A 21,419-nucleotide genomic window follows, 5' to 3' on the forward strand; every position below is an offset into this window, starting at 1 on the left:
TTGCCCTCGTTGGGGTGGCGACCCAAAGAGTCTGCTGGCCTCCCGGATACCGACGCCGATACCGCCGGATGGCGGGCCATTCAGTTTAACCGCGTAGCCACTCACTAGTGATACTTGGGGGATTACAATGACTGAGCCGAGAATCTCACGCGACCGCGACGACATCGAAACGTGGGCGGACGAACACGACGCCGTTCCCGTCCGGGAGGAGAACCGAATCCGACTCGTTCGCGAGAACGACGTAACGTCGGACCACGAGCGGCTCGACTGGGAGACCTTCCACCGAGAGGTGGACGACGAGGACCGCGTCGTGACCTACTACGGCGAGGCCGAAGACCGCGACTCGTTCGAGGTTAGCGACCGCGATACCGCCCTCGACCGAGTCGTCTCGGAGTCCGACGAACTCGACCGCGAAGGGGCCGAACAGCGACTGATCGAAGGGGAGACCATCACCGGCACCGTCACCGAGACGACGGTGGTCGAGGAGACTATCGTCGAGAAAGCTACTCTCGAAAGCGACGTCGTCGACCGCGAGACCATCGACCGGAACGTGGTCGACGTCGAACTACTGGGCCGTGAGTGCCAGTCCTGCGACATCGCCGGCGAGGACGCAGACTTCGACTACATGGGGACGTACGGGACCGACCGGTACCTCACCGACGACGTTCCGACCGAGTCCACCGATAGTCACGACGACTACCCGTTCGACGTCACCGTCGAGGTCCGCGAGGACTGGGCGGTCACGATAGAGGAACGCGACCGCTACACGGTCGAGACACACATCACCGACGTCGACGTCTCCGAGACAGACAGAGTCGAGGCTCACGACCTCGAAGCCGAGGTCGACGTCGACACCGTCCACCGACAACTCCTCGACAGCGACATCATCGACGTCGATACCGACGCCCGTGAGGGCGAAACCGTCGATACCGAATCGTACGACATCGAGAGCGAGTTCACCGAGGACGACGTTCTGACCACCTACCTCACCTCTCGGCGACGGTTAGAGCGCGAGATATCCGACCGGTCGCGCCTCACGACCGAAGTGGTCGAAGGCGAACTCCTCGACCGCGAAGTCGTCGGCGAGGACACCGTCGAGGCCGGTCTCGCCGAGCATGACGCGTCCACGGTCGAGACCGAGACCGAAGTCGAATCCGACACCGAAATCGAGTCCGACACTGACATCGAGACCGAGGAAGTCCGAGTGCTGCCCGACGAGAGCGACGAAGGGAAGCGAGTGGTCGACGAGACCGGTGAGAAAGTCGGGGAGGTCATCGACGTGAACGACGGCGTGGCCTTCGTCGACCCTCACGCGAGTCTCACCGAGAAAGTCATGTCCCGACTCGGGTTCGACGAGGACGAGGAGTACTACCGACTGCGGGAGGACCGGATCGACCGCATCACCGACGACGAAATTGTGGTCTCGACCGCCGAGTTCGACGAGGAGAGACGGTAGTCCTCGCTCACTCTCGGCGTGAGCAAAGCCGCAAACTCGAAGCGGGTCGCTGCGGATGTCGACCTCGAACTCCGGGACCGAGCGGCTGACGGACCTTAGCGGTCGGGTAATCGGACCGTAAACTCCGCTGGTTTCTTCTCGGGGCATCTCTGCGCTCGCCCCGGAATCTACCAGTTTCGGTTAGCAGAAAGACTATGGAATAGCTGTGGGTGTCCTCGAACGGAGACGACGACCGTCTCCCGAAACCCCCATAGAACTGTCCTTCGGGATACTCATCCCGAACTCTCTCTCTCCTGAACCGGATTCGGTCCTCCAGCGACGCGTCGTTCTGCTCGGCCCGCAGTTCGTCCGCGGAAACGTAGTGCCAGCGGTCGGCCCTCAGTCGAACGCGAAACACCGGATGTCGACCTGGCTGGAGAGGCTCTCGGTACTCCCCCGATAGGCGACCATCCGTCCCGCGCCGACCGCGACGGGGTTCCACTGTCCGTCCATCGTCCACGCGACGGACCCGTCGGCCGCGACGGCCGCGACGTCGCCCGTCGCCGACTGCTCCGAGTCGTTGCTCGTGCCGGTTCGCTCCGGGAAGCGGCGCGCGACGATGGCGCGTCCACCGGCACCGAGCGCGTGACTCGCCGGCCGGCCTGTTTCGAGCGACCACTGGATTTCACCCGTGGCCGGGTCGACCCCGTGGAGGTGGCCGGGGTCGCCGATTGCGAACGGCGACGTATCGCTCGTCTGGACGTAGAGGACGTCGTCCGTGACGACCGGCCCCCGAATCACGCCGAGGTAGTTCTTCTCCTTCGTCTCGCTGCTCGTCGTCGTGAGCGACCAGATTCGCTCGCCGGTCGTCGCGGAAACCGCTTCGAGTCCCTTCGGGTGTCCCATCAGAACGTGCCCGCGCTTCGCGTCGACGACCGGTCGCATATCGTCGGCCTTCGTCTCGGTCTCCCACTCGACGGTTCCGTCGGTGGCGTTCAGCGCGGCGAGTCGGTGACGACCGCTGTTCGCGAAGACGCGGCCGTCCGCGACCGTCGGCGCGTGGTGGAGGACCAGTCCCGCCTCGAACCGCCACACCTCCGTGCCGGTCGTCGCGTCGAGGGCGTGGACTGCGGTCTTTCCGTGCGAGGTGTTGTGGACGAAGAGTCGCCCGTCGGAGACGACGACGGGACCCGAGAGCGCTCGCCCGACGGTCCATCGCCAGCGCCGTTCGCCCGTCGCGGGGTCGAGTGCGAGGACTTCGCCCTGTCCCGGTCCGGTGTTGGAGTTGTCCTGCCCGGAGAGCGCGAACAGCGTGCGGACGCCGTCGCCGTCCGAAGCCAGCGTCGGTGTCGCGTCTCGGGTGTAGGCCAGCGGTCGTTCCCACTGCTTGGCACCGTCGTCGAGCGCGAACGCCGCGACTCTCGTCTTCGCCGGTGTCGGTTCGTGGTTGCCGATTCCGACGTAGAGGCGTTCCGGTCCGAGCGCGGGGTCGGTCGGGAGGTGGGACTGCGGGAGGGAGTACGTCCACGCGGCGCTGGTCGGGGCCGTTCCGGCGTCGACCTCGGGATTGTGTCGAGTCGCTCCGGTGTCGTGGTCGCCCATCGGCCACCTGCTGGCGTCCGCCCGCGCTGGGGATGCGATTGGCTCTGCGTCCGTGCCGGTCTGCGTCGATTCGGGAGTCTCCCCGCCGACCAGACGTCCGGAGAGACACCCGCCGAGTGCGGTCGCGGTGAGGGCCGCACCGCCGGCGCGCGCGAGGAACGCTCGCCGGGAACGCGTCGGAGGGCTCGGGGGCATAGTTGGTGACTCGCTATCCGTCCGATAAGTACTTTCTGTCGACCGTTTCGGGGTCTCCGGCCGCGGCCGCGACGGGAACACCGCCCGGCTATCGTCAGTGGGCGTGTTCGTTCAGGTGGGTGTCGCGGTCGCCGTAACTGGGACACAGTTCGACGGTGGCGTGGTCGACGCCGTGGCGGGCGAGTTCCTCGTGGACGCGCCGGGTCACCGCCTCCGCGTCGGCCATCGTCTCCGCGTCGGTTTCGAGATGTGCGGTGGCTATCGTTATCTGACTGCAGACCTGCCACGCGTGGAGGTCGTCGACGGCGGTCACGCCGTCGATTTCCCGAAGGACGGCCCGTACCGTGTCCTGTTCGAGCGGCGTCCGGTGCAGGAAGATTGCACCGCTACCCCGCAACACCTTTCCTGCCGACCACGTGATGACGACGGCAATCAGTCCCGCGGTTATCGGGTCGACGATTCGGACGCCGGTCAGTTCGATGACCGCCGTCGAGACGATGACGGCAATCGAGCCACCGGCGTCGCCGAGGAGGTGGTAGAACGCGCCTCGCTCGTTGAGGCTCATTTCGCCGCCCTGAAGGACGTAGACCGACCCGAGGTTGACCAGCAGGCCGCCCGTCGCGATGACGAGCGTGGGGCCGGTACTGATGGCGACCGGGTCGAGGAATCGCTGGTAGGACTCCCAGAGGATGAACCCGACCATCGGCAACAGCAGGAGGCCGTTGAGAAACGCCGCGAGCGGTTCCAGTCGGTGGAGACCGTACGACCAGCGGTCGCCCTCCCCGTAGCGGTCGGCGACGTAGGCGGCGGCGAACGCCATCACGTACGCCAGCGCGTCGAACAGCATGTGGAAGGCGTCGCTGAGGAGCGCGACCGACCCGAATAGTAGCCCACCGGCGAGTTCGGCGACGAAGCCGAGGAGGTTGATGGCGGAGACGGCGGCCAACTTTCGACTGCTCGTCGACGACGCGCCGTGCCCGTGGCTGTGGTCGTGCGCGCCATCGTCGGTTTGGGCCGACTCTTCGTCGGTCATCTTGATCCAACGTTGACACGCCCGGTTTATTAAAATAGCTGCTACAGATGCGCCTATTATACGTAGAGATTAATAATTATATGGCTCTATATTACTAATTCGTAGTGGGGTAAGCAGCACCCTACTGCGAGATAGCGATCGGGCCACCCGCCGGTAGTGAGGAGGCGAGAACGACCAGAAGTACACACACGATATATGCCCGCCTCATATTAGGTTACTGAATACTATCAGGTAAAAGGGTTTATTCGTAGTCCCTTCGTCTTTCTTGAAACCGGAGTAGGAGGGGTCTCCGGTTCTGTAGTCCTGTTCGACGAGGTATCTCGCTCGCGAACGCGCTCGCGGCGACCGAGGCGACGCGCTGGCTCGCGGAGGCGGTCGTCAATCGGGTCGCTGGAGCGCCGGTGTTGCTCGTTGCGCTTGTAGTCGCAGCGAATACCGTTACGGTCTCCGAGATCGCCTCCAACACCGCGATGGCAGCGATATCAGTGCCAATTCTGATATCGATGGGGCCACGGTACGCCGGAACCCTCGGTACGTCCCCGGCTATCGCTAGCGTCTTTCTGGCGGTTACGGGCGGTGTGGCGGCAAGCTTCGGCTTTGCCCTTCCGGTCGCAACGCCGCCGAACGCGATCGCGTTCGGGACCGGCCAAATGACGAAAGACCAGATGCTCCGCCTGGGGGTAATCCTCGACGCCGCGATGGTAATCGTCACCGCCGTCCCCACCTTCGTTCTCTTCACCGTCGTCTGGCCGTTTGTTGGATGACCGAGGCGCGCAACGTGAATCACTCAGTCGCGCGTTGCACCGTGGTCAGGTCCGTGAACTCGAACTGCGCCCCGCCAGCGTCGCTCTGGGTCACGGTATATGTCCACTCGTACACCTCGGCGAGTTCGCGGACGAACGCCAGCCCTAACCCAGTTCCACCCTGCTCGCCTGCGGTTGTGTATCCCGGTTCGAACACGGTGTCCCGCTCGTCGACCGGGATACCGGGGCCGTCGTCAGCCACGTAGAACCCGGTTGGGAGGGCGCCAACCGTGACCGTGACGTCCGCTCCCCCGTGTTCGACGGCATTCTTGAACAGATTTCCGAACAGGTGTCGGAGGTACGTATCGTCCGCTCGGGTGGTAACGTCGACGTCGATTTCGAGTGTCGCTTCGGGGGCGTTCACGTCCTCCCACGCTTCACGCGCCACGTCTGCGAGTCGGACGGGGCTACCGCTACCAACTGCATCGCGGCCACGCGCCAGCACCAACATCACGTCGATCATGTCTTCGATGCGGTCGAACGCCTCGGTGACGTACTCGACCGCTTCCGACTCGGTATCGGCCGGCAGCTGCTGACTGTAGATTTGGCCGATATTGACGGGATTGCGCAGTTCGTGAGCGAGCATACTCGCGAAGCTCTCTAACCGTTGGTTCTGTCGCTCGAGTTCCTGTTCTCGCTCGTTCCGTTCGGTCACGTCCCGGACGACGGCGACTCTATCGTGACTCACACTATCCCGCCCCGGGAGGAACGCCATGGTCGCCTCGGCTTCGATTTCCTCACCGGACGCGGTTTCCAACGTCGCCTCGTACGTTCCCGTCTCGGAACCGTCCGCTTCGAGGTCATCACGAATCTTGTCGGCAAGCGTCTCCGCGTTCTCTGCGACGAGCGACGTGTGCGAGCCGAGGAGTTCCTCGCGGTCGTACCCAAGCATCTCGGCGTACGCGCCGTTGACCAGCGTGAAATACCCGTTCTTGTCCACGACGTAGATGCCGTCCTCGACGGTTTCGACGATGGTCTCGTAGCGTTCGAGCTTGCGATTTGCGCGTTCGAGTTCGCGACTGTACCGCTCGGCTTCCTGCCGTCGTTCTTCGGCTTCGCGTCGTTGCTCTTCAGCGTTGAGCGCTCGGGTTTTCGCCGTCGCGTCGTGAACGCCCATGCCGAGGCCAGCGACGCTGGCGAGCGGCGTGAGGATGAGAACGGTCCCGACGGGGTCGTCGATTCCCGCGATGACTTCTACGAGCAGGAGGATTCCGAGCAGTACCCCGATTGTACGCACACACCAAGTAGCTATGACGCCATAGAGGTCGGGACGGATATCGGTACGCGGTAGCCGATAGCCGGCATAGAGAAGTCCGACTCCGGCACTGCCGACCAAGATTGCGATTACCAAGATATCGTCGGATGCCCTCCCTTCGAGTACTTGCAATACTGGCGATCCGGCAGCGATCGCGATGTACAACCCTCCGAGGGCCAAGAGAGCGCGCCGTCCGCCGACCCTTCCGATGGCCTGTGACCCGTACCCCATCAATGTCCTCCACAGAACGGACGATAATGACGATTTGGTTTTCCCCGACGAAAAACGAGACTGTACGGACGGGATATAGCGTCTGCCCGAACCTCGGTAAAGGCCGTGGTTAGTCCGCGGGTTGCGCCTGCTCCGACGTCGACGCGTCCGGGAGAGTCGGGACCGAGAGGTCGGCCCGCCGAAGCAACTGGGCGTTGATTGCGACTATCACCGTACTGAGCGACATCAACAGCGCACCCACCGCGGGTGAGAGGAGAACGCCAATCGGGGCCAGTACGCCGGCGGCGAGCGGAATGGCGAACACGTTGTAACCGGCGGCCCAGAGGATGTTCTCCTGCATCTTTCGATAGCTCGCCTTGCTTAGTTTCACCAGGCGCACGACGTCCATCGGATTGTTCTGGACCAAGATAACGTCGGCCGACTGGACGGCAACGTCCGTGCCGCTCCCGATAGCGATACCGACGTCCGCTCTCGTCAGCGCCGGCGCGTCGTTGACGCCGTCGCCGACCATCGCGACGAGTTTCCCCTCGTCTTGGAGTTGCTGGACTTTCGTGTCCTTGTCCTCAGGCAGCACTTCGGCGAAGACCGTGTCGATGCCGAGTTCGTCGGCCACCGCGTTGGCTACGTCTTCGGAGTCACCCGTCAGCATCGCCACCTCGATGTCTAATTCGTGAAGCGCATCGACGACGCGATAGCTCGTCTCACGGATGACGTCCGCCATTGCGAACGCCGCGACCAGTTCCCCCTCGCGAACGAGGTAGACGACGGTCTGTGCGTTCTCGCCGGCCTCGTCGGCGAACGACGCAAGGTCCGGAGGTACCTCGCTGTCGAGGTGGTCGAGCAGGTTCGGCCCGCCGACGAAGACTTCCCGACCGTCTATCGTGGCCCTCACCCCGCGGCCTTTCATCGCCTCGAAGTCGGTGGCGCGTCGCGCTTCGACTCCGCGCTCGTCGGCCGCCTCGCGTATCGCTCTGGCGATCATGTGCTCGGAGTCTCCCTCGACGGCTGCCGCGAGCGCCAAGGCCTCGTCTTCGTCGACCCCGTCGATGGTCGCCACCCCGACGACACCGTGTTCGCCTTCGGTGAGCGTCCCCGTCTTGTCGAAGATTATCGCATCGAGGTCCCGGGCCTGTTCCATGGCGATGCGGTCGCGAATCAGCATCCCGTTTCGCGCGGCGAGGGAGGTGTTGATGGCGACGACGAGCGGAATCGCCAGACCGAGCGCGTGCGGACACGCGATGACGAGGACCGTGACGACCCGCTCGATTACCGCTGCGTCGAACGTCGTCGCGACGGTCCAAGCGATAGCGGTGACGATAGCCGCGCCGACGGCGACGTAGAACAGCCACCCGGCCGCCCTGTCCGCGAGCACTTGGGTCTTCGACTTGCTCCCCTGGGCCTCCTCGACGAGACGCATGATGCCCGCGAGCGTCGTCTCGTCGCCGGTCGCGCCGATTCGGACGCGCAGACTTCCGTCGCCGTTGATGGTGCCGCCGATGACCTCGTCGCCCGGTTCCTTAGAAACCGGCTTGGACTCGCCGGTAATCATCGACTCGTTCACGTCCGAGTCGCCCTCCTCGACCACGCCGTCGCCGGGGACGCTCGCGCCGGGGCGGACGAGGACGAGGTCACCCTCCGCGAGTTCGTTCACCGGGACCTCCTCGGTTTCGCCGCCCTCGGTAATGCGCTCCGCAGTATCGGGCATCAACTTCGCCAGTTCGTCCAGCGCACTAGAGGCGCGTCGCACAGAACGCATCTCGATCCAGTGACCGAGTAGCATGATGTCGATGAGCGTCACGAGTTCCCAGAAGAACGCCGACTCCGTCGGGAAGACGACACTCGCCAGACTGTAGACGAATGCGACGCTGATGGCCATCGAGATAAGCGTCATCATCCCCGGGGAACGGTCTCTCAGTTCGGGGACGGCCATCCGGAGGAACGGAACCCCTCCGTAGGCAAAGACGACAACCGCGAAGACGGGGTTGATCCACTCGCTTCCGGGAAACGCCGGTACTGAGAATCCGAGCCACTCCTGAAGCGCCTCGCTGTAGAGGAGGACCGGTATCGACAGCAGCGTCGAGGCGAAGAAGCGCCGGCGAAACATCTGCTCGTGGCCGGCGTGCATCCCGCCGTGGTCCCCGTGTCCCTCGTGGTCCTGCTCGTCGTGACCGCCGTGGTCCATCGCGCCGTGCCCACCGCCGTGGGCAGTGTTTCCTGCTGTTTCCTCGGAGTTCTCAGCCTCCTCCTCGAGCATCGACTGTTCGACGCGCTCGACGTCTCCCGTCTCCGCGTCGTCGCCGGACGGACGTTCGTGGCTGTCGTGTCCGCCGTGGTCGCGCGCCGGCCCGTCGTCCGGTGGGGAATTCCGGTCGTCCATCGGTACTCTCTCGGTTCCTATACGGTAGCCCGCGACAAGGTAGTTCTGTCCGTGACGGGTGCCGACTTTGCGATCCGGGTCAGACGGCGTCGCGTCCTAAATCGCCCATCGGCCAGCCGTGAGCACTACCTCGAAGAATCAATCCATAGGTTACGTGAATCCGTGTGAACACGTATCCATACTACTTTATTACCACCGCCAACGTCTACTGTAGTAGGAATTTCTCCTTCCGTTACCATGACCTCATCTGCCATCTCACCAGACGCTCGTAACACCTTCGAGAGTACTATCGGCGGTTACACCATCGGCGGACGTGCCCACAGCCTGTCGGCGTGGTTCGTCCTCTCGCTCCGACTCATGATGGGCTACGCGTTCGCCTACTCTGGATTCACGAAACTCGTCGCCGCCGAACCGTTTAGCGCGGGCGGCTACCTCGCTAACGTGGCTGCGACCAACGGCAACCCGCTCGCCAGCCTGTTCGCGTGGATGGGTTCGACCCCGTGGTTCGTCGAATTCGCGAACGTCGCGGTCCCGTGGGGCGAACTATTCATCGGCCTCGGACTGCTAGTCGGTGCGTTCGTCCGCCTCGCGGCGTTCTTCGGCGCGCTCATGATGCTCACGTTCTACTTCGGCAACTGGGACATCGCTCACGGCGTCATCAACGGCGACTTCGCGTACATGCTCGTCTTCCTCGCCGTGGCCGCGTTCGGTGCTGGCCGCATCCTCGGACTGGACGCGTGGATCGAAAACTACGACCTCGGCGGCGAGACGCTCGTAGAGCGCTATCCCGCACTCGAGTACGTCCTCGGGTAGACGAGAACTGAACTTTTCTTTCTCGCTGTCGAGTTCGCGCTATTCGTCGGCTTCCCGCGGGATTTGCCGCCGGCGTATTCGTCTTCGCGACCACGGAAACCCAACTGAACGCTACCAATACTCGTAGCACCCAAAAATACTCGTACCATTCACTTCACGTTGAGGTATGCCCGGACCGGTGTTTCTGGAGGGTGACACGGTAACCCTTCGACCAGTCGACGAGGAAGATATCGAGTTCATTCAACGGATGATGAACAACCCGACTGTCTGGCGTCCAGCGCTCGATATCAATCCGATGAACGATAACTTGGCTGAAGATTTTTTCGAGAACGTCCTTACCACCGAGGAGGACGTCCACTGTCTGGTTTGTCGCGACGACGACCCGGTCGGTCACGTGTCCTTATCGCAGTCTCAGTACGGCCCCACCGAGACGTCTCGGGCCCGGTCTGCGGAACTGGGGTACTGGATTGCCCCCGAACACCACGGACAGGGGTACGGGTCTGACGCTGTCAACAGGATAGTCGAGTACGCCTTCACGGACCGAAACCTTCGGCGTCTGAGTGCGCACGTCGGCGGGTTCAACGACGCGTCCATCGCGCTGCTGGAATCACTGGGATTCGTACACGAGGGGACGCAACGAGAGGCCGCATGGTATCGGGGCGAGTATCACGACATGCTCTCGTACGGACTCCTCCGATCGGAGTGGCAGAATAGCGAATAGTTCCCGTCAGGACCGAAGACGCACCGGACTACTGCACGTGAAAACAGCGTGACTGGCGAGTCCTATCGACCGAGGAAGGCCTCGACTTCCGCCGAGACGAGTCCGGGCGCTTCGCTGGGACCGCTGTGGCTGACACCGTCGAACTCGACGAGACGACTCTCCGGAAGCACGTCGTGGACTGCGCGAGCGCTCTTCCGGAGGAAGTCCGGTCCGTCGGTACCGGTCAACACGAGGACGGGAGCGTCCACGTCGAGTCGTTCCGGTAGCTGATACCCCTCAACGGCGTAGTTCATCCGGACGACCTCCTCGGCGAGTTCGACGCAGTCGGGCCAGACCGGCCATTCCGCCAACCACGCGTCGAGGTCGTCGATTCCGTCGGGGTGGAGGACCTGCTCGACGTAGCGTTTGACCGCCTCTCGACGTTCGCCCTCCTCGACGAGCTCCTCCATGCGACTGGCTAAGTCGGCTTCTTTCCGATACTCCTTGGGGAGGACTGCGGGTTCGTACGCGACCACCGCTTCGACCGTTGCCTCGGTCGCGGCCTCTATCGCCGTGAGCGCGCCGAAGGAGTGGCCGAACAGAATCGGCTCGCCGTCGACGGCATCTACGAGCGTTCGGACGTACTCGGCTTCACGCTCGATTACTTCGTCGGCGCTCGTCTCCGCCGAATCGTCGAGAAAGGTACCGAAACCCGGCCGCTGAGGGACCACAGCGGCATACTCGCTGAGATGCGGAACGACCGGATTCCAGTACTCCCGAGGAGCCATTCCGCCGTGAAGCAGGACGACCGGCCGACCGTCTCCGTGTCGCTCGTACGCTACCTCCGTGCCATCTATAGACTGGTTCGTCGGCATGCGTCCTTCGTTCAAGGACGGCGGGGCTAAGCCGTTCTCTCACAAATTGTGCTGTTTAAGTGGGGTCGGTAACCCGGCCACAGCTATCCTGCCGGAGCCTTCTCGTTTGATAACGTCTTTCGACACTCCCATTAGCAGTGATAGAAATGATACGATATGGGACTCGTCGCTACGTTCGAAATTGATTGCGAGGCGCTCCCACTTACCGGAGTGGCGGCGGCCGTCCCCCAAGCGACGCTGATTCTCGAACTACAGTTCAACCACGGCGCTCGCCCCTTGTTCCTCGTCACCGTGACCGACGGCTCACGGACGGCAGTCGAGAACGCGCTCGCCGACGCCTACGACGTCGCGGAGTTGACTCTCGTGGGTCGGGCGGGCGACACGCGTCGCTATCAGGTGGTTCCAGCGCTCAGCTTCGAGGAGCAACTCGGTGACCACGTCGACGACCTCGCTGGCCTCGAAGCCCTCGCTACGGTGGACGCGATAATCGAGCGAATCGAGGTATTACCGAGTGGATGGCAACAAACGGGTTGGTTCGCCGACCGCGACGCGTTCGAGAAGTTCTCGACGTTCTGGCGGCAGAATGGCGGATTCAAACTGCAACGGCTTACTCGTGACGGCGACCCCGAACCGCCCGGTGACGGTCTTACCGACCATCAACGCGAAGCACTTCGAACGGCGTACGAACTCGGGTATTTCGACATCCCGCGTCGGGCGTCTCTCGAAGACGTCGGCGCAGAACTGGATATTACTGCTTCCTCGGTGTCCGAGCGGTTGCGTCGCGCGCAAACCCGACTCATCCAGGAGACGGTGGCGCCGACGTGGCCGCCGCTCCCCGACTGAAACTCGACGCTACGACCGGTTCGCCCTCGAAGGACTATATCTGGAATCTATCACAGAACGCCTCTCGTCCGCGAATACAACCGTTCGATGTGGTCTCGAATCTTCGTCCTATGGTGAAGCATCGTGATTGCGGCGGCTTGACCTCTCGCCTTGTCACACCCCTTGATGGGAAGATTACTTCGAGAGGTGGGTGTATTCTCTCAGGCGGGAGTGGTAGGATGAATTGTCTTGCGGCCAAGCAACCACCAAGCTATCCCGAGAAAAATGATTCCCGTCGTACCCGTAATAGCCAGTGGGGTCGGGTTGTCAGTGGAGGAAACGAGGGGGCCGCCGACAAATACGCCGAATCCAATTGAGAGAACGCCAATAATGAGACAGACTCCCCCGAGTGTCTGCAGCCACGGTGACTGCTCACTATCAGTGACTCGGAGTTTCCGGGTGATACCTGCCCCACTGATTGCGAGTACGTACAAGAACAGGGGGAATGCGGTTGGGTAGTATGGGGAGAGGAACGGGAGTGCTACTTCGATGAGGTCGTAGGAAACGATCAAGAGGTAGGGTGGAAGCTGCACAGGCTGAAACGGTATGAATTTCAGGAAATAGAGGCCGACGATAATCGCGTAGGCAATGGCGACGTCACGGCCGAGGAAAGTGTTCCGGAGTGTGTGGCGGGAGACCATAGGTGACTGTAGACGGGAAAGATAGTAAACCTCAGGTGTCTCTCGAAGCGAGCAAGTGTGAGGGCTAGTTCACATTGTTGGTGTAGAAGCCGTATCGGTACAGCGTGTCGTCGTACAGAGATGATGGCCGTTTGAGACAGTCTCGATGTGTTTGAGATCAGCGCGTCAATTAGGTTCGTGTACTCCGTTGAGCGTTAACCTCCGAACAGACCCTTTTCTTGCGATCAATAGAAATTACCAGTCGTGGGTGGATTGGCGCGTACGACCAGACCGGTTCGTACCAGAGCTGCCAGTGTAGCTTTGAATCAGAAATTGATGCCCTGGATAGTTAGTCTAAACGGTTAGGATAGCTAGTTATGCTTGATCTCTATTGCGAAGAGTGTTTATCGAATTCATTCAAGGTAAGCACTCAGTTGAATGTTCAGTCGAGAACGCACACTCTGTCCCAGAACTACGTTGTAGGGAACGAAAGTATTCCACCCGCAATCGAGTTCCAAGTCTTGAAAACGTACGCGTCAACATCTGTCTTTGAGAGGGAACCAGAAGACAAGAGACACCATCTGAATATTTAAAAGGGAGTTATCTAACCCAGAATAAATACTGCCGGGAAATTACATATCTGTATAACCCTTAACGGCCAACAGTAAACAGGATGATAGTAAATCCCGAGGAGACAAAACGTCGAAAAAAGAGCTATGGTCCGGTGACGAACTCGGTCGCCTCGTCCGTAACGGTCCTGACGCCGTGACCGACCGCGTCTACCCCTCTCAACGAGCATGCCCAAGCACTCCACGCACACGCCGACGAATGGGTAACAGTCGTCTCGGACGCGAACGGCCAGCGCATCGTCTACACCGCGCCCGGCATCCGAACAGACTTAGCTGCGTACTTCGACCGGTCGTTCGCTTCCAGCGAACTCAAACGTGTCTTCAAGAAGATCGAGGAGTTGGCTGCACTCTCACCCCGCACCGTTCGGACGGACAAGAATCAGGCGGGCGAACACCGAACTGTCGTTCAGTTTCACGACGGTGGCGTCGAGTGGAGTAATGACGACCAAGCCTGCAGGTGGTGTTAGCCCACTCACCATAGCGGGTGTCAGGACACTCCGGTCCACACCACGAAATTGCTATAGGAACTCCACCACGCTTCCCTAGAAGCATAGACAGGGTTGTTTTCTCTAGGTTGGCTAGCGATGGGTGTATCTTGAAGTGCGGTCGGCGGCGGACGTCACGCTACTGGTCGCGGAGTATATTCAGAGCAGTAGCGTACACTGAGTATTTTGAGCCCAGCTGAGCGAGAGAATATTGGAAGCAGTCGTTGCTGGTCGAACTTTGGATTATCCGGTGTTGGTCATCAACGACTGGTCGTCACATTCACGAACTCAAATCGCGCTCCCCCATCGGAGCTCTCCGTCACAGTGCAGTCCCATCCGTACACGTCGGCTAACTTCTGAACGAACGCGAGCCCCAACCCAGTACCGCCTTGCTCGGCAGCAGTCGTATACCCCGCTTCGAAGACGGTGTCTCGTTCATCCGCTGGAATCCCAACTCCGTCGTCGGCAACGTAGAACCCGTCGGGAAGTTCACCGACCGTAATCGTAACGTCCGAGCCACCGTGTTCGACGGCATTCTCGAACAAGTTCCGGAACAGGTGCTCGATGTACGTCTCATCGGCCTGAATCGTGTAGTCTATATCGACTTCGATACTTGCGCCGGGCGTATTTACCTTGTCCCAAGCCTCCCGTGCGATATCTGCGAGTTGAATCGGAGTCTGTTCACCAACTGCATCACGGCCTCTCGTGAGAATTAACATCACGTCGACCATGTCTTCAATCCGGTCGAATGCTTCAGTCACGTACTTGACCGCCTCGGCGTCCGTCTCGGCCGGGAGTTGTTGGCTGTAGATTTGGCCGATGGTGACGGGGTTGCGGAGTTCGTGGGCGAGCATACTCGCGAAGCTTTCGAGGCGTTCGTTAGACTCCTTGAGCTGTTCGACCGTCTCCTCAAGTTGTTGCTCACGCTCTACTCGGTCGGTGACGTCCTCGGCAATGCCGACGATGCGGACTGTGTCGCCGTCGTCGTCGCGGACGTGTCCAGACCGTACGTGGAGCCACCGGACCTCGCCGTCCGGTCGGACGATTCGGTACTCGATATCGGACTCCGTCTCCGGCATTGAGTCGTAGACGTTTTGCACTCGGTCCCGGTCTTCGGGGTGTACACCGTCGAGGAAGGACCGCGGCTCTTCGTATAGTGTCTCGCGGTCCCGTCCCCAAATCTCCTCGAAGGCAGGATTGACGTACAGGAACTCCCTTGTTTCGGGGTCGGACATCCACACAACTTCCTCTAAGTTCTCAGCGAGCGTTCGGAACTTTGCTTCGCTCTTGCGAAGTTCTTGTTCCACCTCTCGCTGGTCAGTAACGTCTTGGACCACGAGCATCCCCGCGAAGACATCCCCGTCGGCATTCCTGACTGGGAGCGTGTGGTTAAACAAGTGAAGGCCATGATACTGCGTCTCGAACGAATTCGTTTCGCCGTCGAGTGTAGCGTGGAAATACTGTTCAACTTCGCTGAAGAGTTCGTCCGGATAGATTTCGTAGACGGATTTTCCAATTCGGTCCTCCGGAGTAACTCCGACTTCATCAAGGAGTTGCCCGCCGACTGCTGTATACTTTAAGTCCTCATCGAAGAGCCCGACGGCACCGTTGGGGAAGTTCTCGGCGAGCGTCCGGTACCTGCGCTCAGACTCCTCAAGTTGGCGCTGGGATTCACGGCGTTCAGTGATGTCCGTCAGCGTCGCGACCGCCCGAGAGACCTCGCCGTCTGCGCCCCGAATCGGCATCCCGTGAGCCATGATAGTCCTGCGCCCGCTGTCTGCCGCTTCAATCTCGTAGATATCAGGGTCTTCAACCTCTTCGCCTCGCAGTACACGAGCTAGCGTCCACTCCTCGGGGTCGATCTGTTCGCCGGTGTCAGCCCACCACGCCGTGTATTGCTCGTACTCCGCCACCGTCTCGGCGTCGAACTCCTCGACGCCCCAGATGGCCTTCGCGATCTCGTTGGCCTCGATGATGTCGCCGCTTCCGTCCGCGACCATGACGCCGACCGGGAGCACCTCGAACAGGGTCTCAAGCTGTTTCCTCTGGGCCGCAAGTTCCTGCTCGGTTTGCTTTCGGTCGGTGATGTCGGTGAGCGCACCGGGGAACCGAATGGGATTGCCGTCTTCGTCACATTCGACGTGACCACGGGCGACGACCCATCGGAGTTCATCGTCCGCATTCCAGACCCGATACTCTTCCTCGTACTCTCCACAGGTCTCTATCACGTTCTCGATTGCTTGTTCGACGCGCTCGCGGTCATCCTCGTGGATGGAGGAAAGCAGACGGTCGATAGACACGCCCTCGCGAGCATCTTCGGGGTCGATACCGAACGTTCGGGCAAACGACGTGCCCGCGACGAATTCGTCATCTACGATGTTCCACTCCCATGTCCCGACGGCACCGGCTTCAGTCGCTGCTTCTAACTGTTCTTTTGCATCCTGTAACGTCTGTTCGCGCTCTTTCTGATCGGTGATGTCCCGACCGATGCCCGCCAACACGCGCTCGCCGTCTGGGTCCTCAAGCGCAGAAGCGACGAACTCGTACGGGATTCGGTCTCCATGCTTCGTTACGACCTCCGTCTTGATGTGTGCGTCGCCGGTCTCAAGTCCGTCGCGTATTGCGCTTGCTATCTCAGTGTGGGCCTCTTCGTCGAAGAACTCGAATATGTGCATGGACTCGACTTCATCGCTGTGATAACCGGTTACCTCGCAGAGGGTGTCGTTCCAGCGCTGGAGGTTTCCGGACTCGTCGAGAATATAGAACACGTCATCGATGGCGTTGAGCACCTTGTCCGTGTACTCCCGGTAGCGTTGGAGTTCTCGCTCCCGTTCTTTGCGCTCGGTGATATCTTGGGCCATCGTCATGCCCGCGAACACGTCGCCGCGCTCGTCGGTGATGGGGACTGCGTGGACCACCCACTCACGGTCCACGTACTCGAGTTCGACCGTCCGCTGTTCGCCGTCGAGCGCAGCCTCGAAGGCAGGCCTGAGTTCCTCGGCAGTCTCGTCGCCCCAGACCTCGTCGAACTGCTTCCCTTCAAGGTCGGACGGCTCGACTGGGATATTCTCGAATCCTCGTCCCGATGCGAGTGTATATCGGAGGTCGTGGTCGAACAGCGTCACGATGCCGTTCGGGAAGTACTCTGCCAACGTCCGGTAACGACGCTCGCTTTCAGCAACCTGCTGCTGATTTTGCTTTTGTTCTGTTATGTCCTGCGAAACCCCTAACGCCGCGAATATTTCTCCGTCATCGTCGTACACCGGGAGAATCTGAATCTGGTATATGCGGCCGTCGGATTCAGTCTCGAAGGAACTCGATTCACCTTCGAGTGCCGCCTCGTAGCGCGGAACTAATTCGTCGGCCAGCGTTTCCGGAAGCGCCTCGCGGACCGGTTTCCCTTCGAGGGTTTCTCTCGTCGTACCACTGGTGATTGGTTGACCGCCGACGGTCTGATACTGAAGTTCCTCGTTGACGAGAGTAACAGCACCGTTGGGGAAGTTTTCGACCAGCGTCCGATAGCGGTGTTCGCTCTCTTCGAGTGCTCGTTCGCGCCGCTTTCGTTCCGATATGTCTTGGAAATACACCGATAGCCCCGTATCAGAAGGATACGCGTGGACCTCGTACCACGTGTCGAGTGGGTCGGGGGAGTAGAACTCGAACGAGGTCGGCTCTTGGGTTTCCATCGCCTCACGGTACTCTTTGTCGAGTGGCGAATCTTCGGCCCACTCGAACACCTCCCAGAGGTTCTTGCCGACGAGTCCCTCGTCCTGATAGTGGATGAGTTCCTCGGCATAGTCGCTTACGTACGTGAACTGCCAATCGGTGTCGAGTGCATAGAAGGCGTCCGAGATTCGGCCGAAGACTTCCTCCAGTTCAGTTTCGAGGTTTTCCCTATTCTTGGAGGGAGATTTTAGACAGTCTGTTGGCCGCCACCAGATGCGGCTCTGTGTGCCAATCTCTTTGCTTTCGATGTCACCTTGCTCGGTCAATTCCTCAAGTTTGTTTACCGCGATACGTCGAGCACACCCTAACTCCTCCGCGATTTCGCTGGCCGTAAAGGGTTCACCGGCCGCCCCTACGCGATTAGCGGCAGCGAGTACGTCCTCGGAGGAGGTTTGACCCGAGCTCATTGGCCTATGTCCGTATTTGACGGCAAAAAGAATGTCCCTTAGAGAGTTGCTCCACTCGACGGATACAGTCTCGTTTTCACCCTACTGTACACGGAGTATGCTGTAGTCACCCTCTATATTCGGCATAGTAGTTACCACCTACTGGCAGTTTCCACAGGGCCACGCCTGACAACAATAGACTTGTTGAGAGGAAGTCATTAGGAAGTTGGTGATTAACCAACAAACGCTGTGGTACTCGTTCATATGTTGGTTAATACCGGTGTTCTGTCTGCCCTGCTTCAGGGTTCGGGCCAGATTGGGTGTACTGCCTACTTGCCATTTCCGTCATAGTACGGCAGTTACGCTCAATTGGTAGTGCGTATCTCCTACAGGACGTTTTATTCCCCCATGTTAGCACCAGGTGTTATCACGATACTCTTTGCCACGCAAGTATGAGTCGAGATTTATGTACAATTACTTCGTACTCTCTCGGTATGAGTCATGAGAGAGAAAACCGAGACATCTGTCGATATTCAATCGAGGGGAACGAGCCACTCAGTCTCGCAGTTATCAACTGTGTCTCGAAGATGGACGACGACAAACCCGAGGCTCGACCACCGCTACACGAGGCGATAGACCCAGAGGCCCTCGACAATCTATTTCGAAACCGGAGAAACGGAGAGGTGACGTTCACGTATCTGGATTACGAGATAACAGTCGATGGCGACGCTGTAACCATTACTCGGCGGCTTGAAGAACGGCCAGTGGGTGCTGACTAAAAACTACTTCGTCGACTCTGTTGAAGCCCTTAGCTCTATACAGCAATCGAACGATAAGTATACGCTCTGGATTTTGCACGAGACTCGCCGACCTTTTCTCCGAACAGCATCAGGAGAGTTCAGCTGGTCGGTTTGAACACGCGCCACATACTCCTCGGACGCAGTAATGCGGTCGGTGGTCGTTCCATCGTTAGCACCTGAAAGAACGCACTGGACAGCGTGCTGTCCGTATGAGCTTTCTGTGCCAACCGAGAGAGATACCAGCTAATGAGGTCGGTGCCACGAGGTTTGGGGCCGGTGGTTTGCGGAAACGCGAAGTCGCTTCCTGCCGCCAACATCCACGCCATGTCGATTACCTCTTCGGCCTGATCGAAAAACCGAAGCGCGAGATTCTCGCAATCGCCCGCAGCTAGAGTGTGGTGAAGCACAAGTGCTTCCAGAGCCGCCACAGACATACCCTGGCCGTAGATGGGGTTGAAGCTCGCGATCGCGTCGCCGATGACGACCAGTCCATCGGGGAACCGGTCGAGGTCCCCGTAGCGGTACCGTCTATTCGTCGGGAACGGATACTGTTCGATGTTCCCGGTAATCTGTCGATGACCGTCGAGGAGGTGCTTGACCTCGGGTGTCAGGAGGCTCGCTGCGAATTTCGCGAATCCCGCGGAGTCCGCTGGTGGGTGGTCGCCGTGGACACCGTGCACGCTCACTACCCAACGGTTTCCTTCGACCGGCGCAGCCATGCCACCGCGGGTGTGCGGTGCGGACGGCGGAACGAGAAAGGTGCGGAGGTCGCCAGCAGGTCGCTCGATGAAGGTGGTGCTGTAGGCCACGTCGATGCGCACCTCGTCGAGTTCCGGTGGTGTGTAGCCGTGGTTTTCGAGCCACGTCGGGGTCCGACTCGTCCGCCCGGTGGCATCCACGACCAGGTCGGCGGTGACATTCGTCCGGTCCGAACCATCACGGACGACCACTCCTTCCACGACCGTTGCCGTGTCGTCGAGGAAGTAATCGGTGACCTGGCAGCCCGAGCGAATGTGAACGCCATCGAGTTCGGAAACGTGTTGTCGGACGACTTGCTCGATCAACGGCCGGGTTGCGGAGTAGGTCTTCATCGGAGTTGAACCACGAGCGAGGAAGTCCCCTTCACTGTAGAAGCGCACATCGCTGGCGAAATCGACGACGACTCCTCCGGCCGAGACGAGATCCTCGCCGTAGCCCGGGAACAGATCCTCCAACGTTGCCCGCCCGGCTTCGAGTAGTGCGTGGGGATGGGCGCCCTGGGGCACTCCTCGGCGAACAACTGGCTCGCTGGCCAGTCGATCACGTTCGATGACCGTCACTTCGAGAAATCTATCAGCTAAGATGCGGGCCGCGAGCAGTCCGGCCATACTCGCCCCAATCACCACTGCATTTCCACTCTTCTCTCCCAGTTGGTTGCTGTTGTACCGCGAAACCGTTGCTAAGGTCATTATGGCGGTTTCCCTCCATTAAATATCATCAGGTAATATCACGGCTTCGCTTCGAAGACCAAACTGGTCGGTGTCTCGGCCGCCCGGCGGAAGCGCGTAAACCCACCTTCGGTGACTACTTCACGCGTTTGGTCCTCTCCCGCTTGAGCGCCGAGCCCGTAGCCAACCTCCTGATTCAGCGAGTTCGGCGTACAGGCCACCGTGGAGATCGAGTACGCGAGGCGACCAAATGGGGTGAGATTGTCTTCGACCCGGTCCTCGGCGTAGGGTTCGACGATCATCCACGCACCGTCATCGGCGAGGGTCTCTCGGACGTGGGCCGCCACACCGACGGGATCACCCATATCGTGGAAGCAGTTGAACATCGTGACGAGGTCGTAGTCGGCTCCGTCGTACTCCCTCGCAGTCGCCACCTCGAAGTCGACGCGGTCGGCGACGCCCGCAGTTTCCGCCCGTTCGCGCGCCACCGTAATCGATTCCTCGTGGTAGTCGATGCCGACCACCGTCGAGTCGGGGTACGCCTCAGCCATGCGGATCGTCGGTGCCCCGTGGCCACAGCCCACGTCGGCGATCCGGCCGCCTACTTTCAGTTTCTCGTCGACCCCGCCGAGCGCCTCGATCCAGTCGAGCAGGTAGGCCCCGTAGGATGGCCCGAAGAAGCGTTCAGTGCCGTGAAACACGTCCTCGTCGTGTTCGTGCCAGCCGACACCCTCGCCCGTCCGAAACGCCTCCAAGAGTTCGGGTTCGATCTTGGCTACCGACGACACTAGCTGGAACGCGCCCGGCATGAACACCGGGCTCTCCTTGTCGGCCAGGACGTACGCCTGCTCGGGGGAGAGGCCGTAGCGGTCAGTTTCGGGGTCGTAGGTCACGTACCTGCCAGCGGCCTGCGCGCGTAGCCATTCGCGGACGTAACGTTCTGCGGTATCCGTTTCTTGGGCTAACTCGGCGGACGTGAGTGGCCCAGCGTTGTCCAGTGCCGCATAGAGACCGAGTTCATCGCCGATGATGGCCAGAGAGGCATGGACCGTCGCGCCGAGGTCGACAAGCGAGGTCTCTACGAGTTCGGTTAGTTTCTGTTCGTTGATTGTGTCCGATTCCGCTCGGGGTTCAGTTGTCATGGT

At 60.5% G+C, this 21,419-nt stretch carries 15 protein-coding genes; 6 read left to right on the plus strand and 9 right to left on the minus strand.

The window, feature by feature from the left end:
• Positions 1–127: 127 nt before the first annotated feature.
• Entirely contained in the window at positions 128–1,456 is a 1,329-nt protein-coding gene (locus M0R89_RS20675) for a DUF8593 domain-containing protein (RefSeq protein ID WP_248652918.1), read from the plus strand.
• Between the two features lie 378 nt (positions 1,457–1,834).
• Here M0R89_RS20675 and M0R89_RS20680 read toward each other — a convergent pair whose 3' ends face one another.
• Together M0R89_RS20680 and M0R89_RS20685 are read right to left on the minus strand one after the other, a co-directional pair.
• Positions 1,835–3,232, minus strand: a complete 1,398-nt coding sequence (locus tag M0R89_RS20680; RefSeq protein WP_248652919.1) for a PQQ-binding-like beta-propeller repeat protein — start codon at positions 3,230–3,232, stop codon at positions 1,835–1,837.
• Positions 3,233–3,326: 94 nt separating this feature from the next.
• On the minus strand, positions 3,327–4,265 hold the full coding sequence (locus M0R89_RS20685; protein WP_248652920.1) for a cation diffusion facilitator family transporter: 939 nt from the start codon (positions 4,263–4,265) through the stop codon (positions 3,327–3,329).
• A 317-nt stretch (positions 4,266–4,582) separates the two neighbouring features.
• Between M0R89_RS20685 and M0R89_RS20690 the strand changes: the two genes are divergently transcribed.
• On the plus strand, positions 4,583–5,029 hold the full coding sequence (locus M0R89_RS20690) for an anion permease (RefSeq protein WP_248652970.1): 447 nt from the start codon (positions 4,583–4,585) through the stop codon (positions 5,027–5,029).
• Between the two features lie 19 nt (positions 5,030–5,048).
• On the opposite strand, the gene M0R89_RS20695 is transcribed toward M0R89_RS20690, so the two are convergent.
• Complete coding sequence (locus tag M0R89_RS20695) at positions 5,049–6,554, minus strand: PAS domain S-box protein (protein ID WP_248652921.1); 1,506 nt, start codon at positions 6,552–6,554, stop codon at positions 5,049–5,051.
• A 109-nt stretch (positions 6,555–6,663) separates the two neighbouring features.
• Entirely contained in the window at positions 6,664–8,931 is a 2,268-nt protein-coding gene (locus tag M0R89_RS20700; RefSeq protein ID WP_438267698.1) for a copper-translocating P-type ATPase, read from the minus strand.
• A gap of 237 nt (positions 8,932–9,168) precedes the next feature.
• Between M0R89_RS20700 and M0R89_RS20705 the strand changes: the two genes are divergently transcribed.
• On the plus strand, positions 9,169–9,744 hold the full coding sequence (locus M0R89_RS20705; RefSeq protein WP_248652922.1) for a DoxX family protein: 576 nt from the start codon (positions 9,169–9,171) through the stop codon (positions 9,742–9,744).
• A gap of 166 nt (positions 9,745–9,910) precedes the next feature.
• Positions 9,911–10,465: a GNAT family N-acetyltransferase gene (locus M0R89_RS20710; protein WP_248652923.1), complete on the plus strand. Its 555-nt coding sequence runs from the start codon at positions 9,911–9,913 to the stop codon at positions 10,463–10,465.
• A gap of 62 nt (positions 10,466–10,527) precedes the next feature.
• On the opposite strand, the gene M0R89_RS20715 is transcribed toward M0R89_RS20710, so the two are convergent.
• Entirely contained in the window at positions 10,528–11,319 is a 792-nt protein-coding gene (locus M0R89_RS20715) for an alpha/beta fold hydrolase (RefSeq protein ID WP_248652924.1), read from the minus strand.
• 156 nt (positions 11,320–11,475) lie between these two features.
• Between M0R89_RS20715 and M0R89_RS20720 the strand changes: the two genes are divergently transcribed.
• Entirely contained in the window at positions 11,476–12,162 is a 687-nt protein-coding gene (locus M0R89_RS20720) for a helix-turn-helix domain-containing protein (RefSeq protein WP_248652925.1), read from the plus strand.
• Positions 12,163–12,362: 200 nt separating this feature from the next.
• Here M0R89_RS20720 and M0R89_RS20725 read toward each other — a convergent pair whose 3' ends face one another.
• Complete coding sequence (locus tag M0R89_RS20725; RefSeq protein WP_248652926.1) at positions 12,363–12,842, minus strand: hypothetical protein; 480 nt, start codon at positions 12,840–12,842, stop codon at positions 12,363–12,365.
• A 1,353-nt stretch (positions 12,843–14,195) separates the two neighbouring features.
• Entirely contained in the window at positions 14,196–18,068 is a 3,873-nt protein-coding gene (locus tag M0R89_RS20730; RefSeq protein WP_248652927.1) for a PAS domain S-box protein, read from the minus strand.
• Between the two features lie 473 nt (positions 18,069–18,541).
• Between M0R89_RS20730 and M0R89_RS20735 the strand changes: the two genes are divergently transcribed.
• Positions 18,542–18,826, plus strand: a complete 285-nt coding sequence (locus M0R89_RS20735; RefSeq protein WP_248652928.1) for a HalOD1 output domain-containing protein — start codon at positions 18,542–18,544, stop codon at positions 18,824–18,826.
• 119 nt (positions 18,827–18,945) lie between these two features.
• Here the strand turns inward: M0R89_RS20735 and M0R89_RS20740 are convergent, their stop codons facing one another.
• Positions 18,946–20,295: an FAD-dependent oxidoreductase gene (locus tag M0R89_RS20740; RefSeq protein ID WP_248652929.1), complete on the minus strand. Its 1,350-nt coding sequence runs from the start codon at positions 20,293–20,295 to the stop codon at positions 18,946–18,948.
• A 38-nt stretch (positions 20,296–20,333) separates the two neighbouring features.
• Positions 20,334–21,416, minus strand: coding sequence for a class I SAM-dependent methyltransferase (locus tag M0R89_RS20745; RefSeq protein WP_248652930.1), 1,083 nt, complete (start codon positions 21,414–21,416; stop codon positions 20,334–20,336).
• Positions 21,417–21,419 lie beyond the last annotated feature (3 nt).

The organism is Halorussus limi, assembly GCF_023238205.1.
GTDB lineage: Archaea > Halobacteriota > Halobacteria > Halobacteriales > Haladaptataceae > Halorussus > Halorussus limi.

Coding starts and splice junctions, on each gene's coding strand:
- M0R89_RS20725 (WP_248652926.1), bottom strand. CDS start 12,842: ATGGTCTCCCGCCACACACTCCGGAACACTTTCCTCGGCCGTGACGTC.
- M0R89_RS20720 (WP_248652925.1), top strand. CDS start 11,476: ATGGGACTCGTCGCTACGTTCGAAATTGATTGCGAGGCGCTCCCACTT.
- M0R89_RS20740 (WP_248652929.1), bottom strand. CDS start 20,295: ATGACCTTAGCAACGGTTTCGCGGTACAACAGCAACCAACTGGGAGAG.
- M0R89_RS20735 (WP_248652928.1), top strand. CDS start 18,542: ATGAGTCATGAGAGAGAAAACCGAGACATCTGTCGATATTCAATCGAG.
- M0R89_RS20745 (WP_248652930.1), bottom strand. CDS start 21,416: ATGACAACTGAACCCCGAGCGGAATCGGACACAATCAACGAACAGAAA.
- M0R89_RS20680 (WP_248652919.1), bottom strand. CDS start 3,232: ATGCCCCCGAGCCCTCCGACGCGTTCCCGGCGAGCGTTCCTCGCGCGC.
- M0R89_RS20715 (WP_248652924.1), bottom strand. CDS start 11,319: ATGCCGACGAACCAGTCTATAGATGGCACGGAGGTAGCGTACGAGCGA.
- M0R89_RS20685 (WP_248652920.1), bottom strand. CDS start 4,265: ATGACCGACGAAGAGTCGGCCCAAACCGACGATGGCGCGCACGACCAC.
- M0R89_RS20705 (WP_248652922.1), top strand. CDS start 9,169: ATGACCTCATCTGCCATCTCACCAGACGCTCGTAACACCTTCGAGAGT.
- M0R89_RS20675 (WP_248652918.1), top strand. CDS start 128: ATGACTGAGCCGAGAATCTCACGCGACCGCGACGACATCGAAACGTGG.
- M0R89_RS20700 (WP_438267698.1), bottom strand. CDS start 8,931: ATGGACGACCGGAATTCCCCACCGGACGACGGGCCGGCGCGCGACCAC.
- M0R89_RS20710 (WP_248652923.1), top strand. CDS start 9,911: ATGCCCGGACCGGTGTTTCTGGAGGGTGACACGGTAACCCTTCGACCA.
- M0R89_RS20695 (WP_248652921.1), bottom strand. CDS start 6,554: ATGGGGTACGGGTCACAGGCCATCGGAAGGGTCGGCGGACGGCGCGCT.
- M0R89_RS20730 (WP_248652927.1), bottom strand. CDS start 18,068: ATGAGCTCGGGTCAAACCTCCTCCGAGGACGTACTCGCTGCCGCTAAT.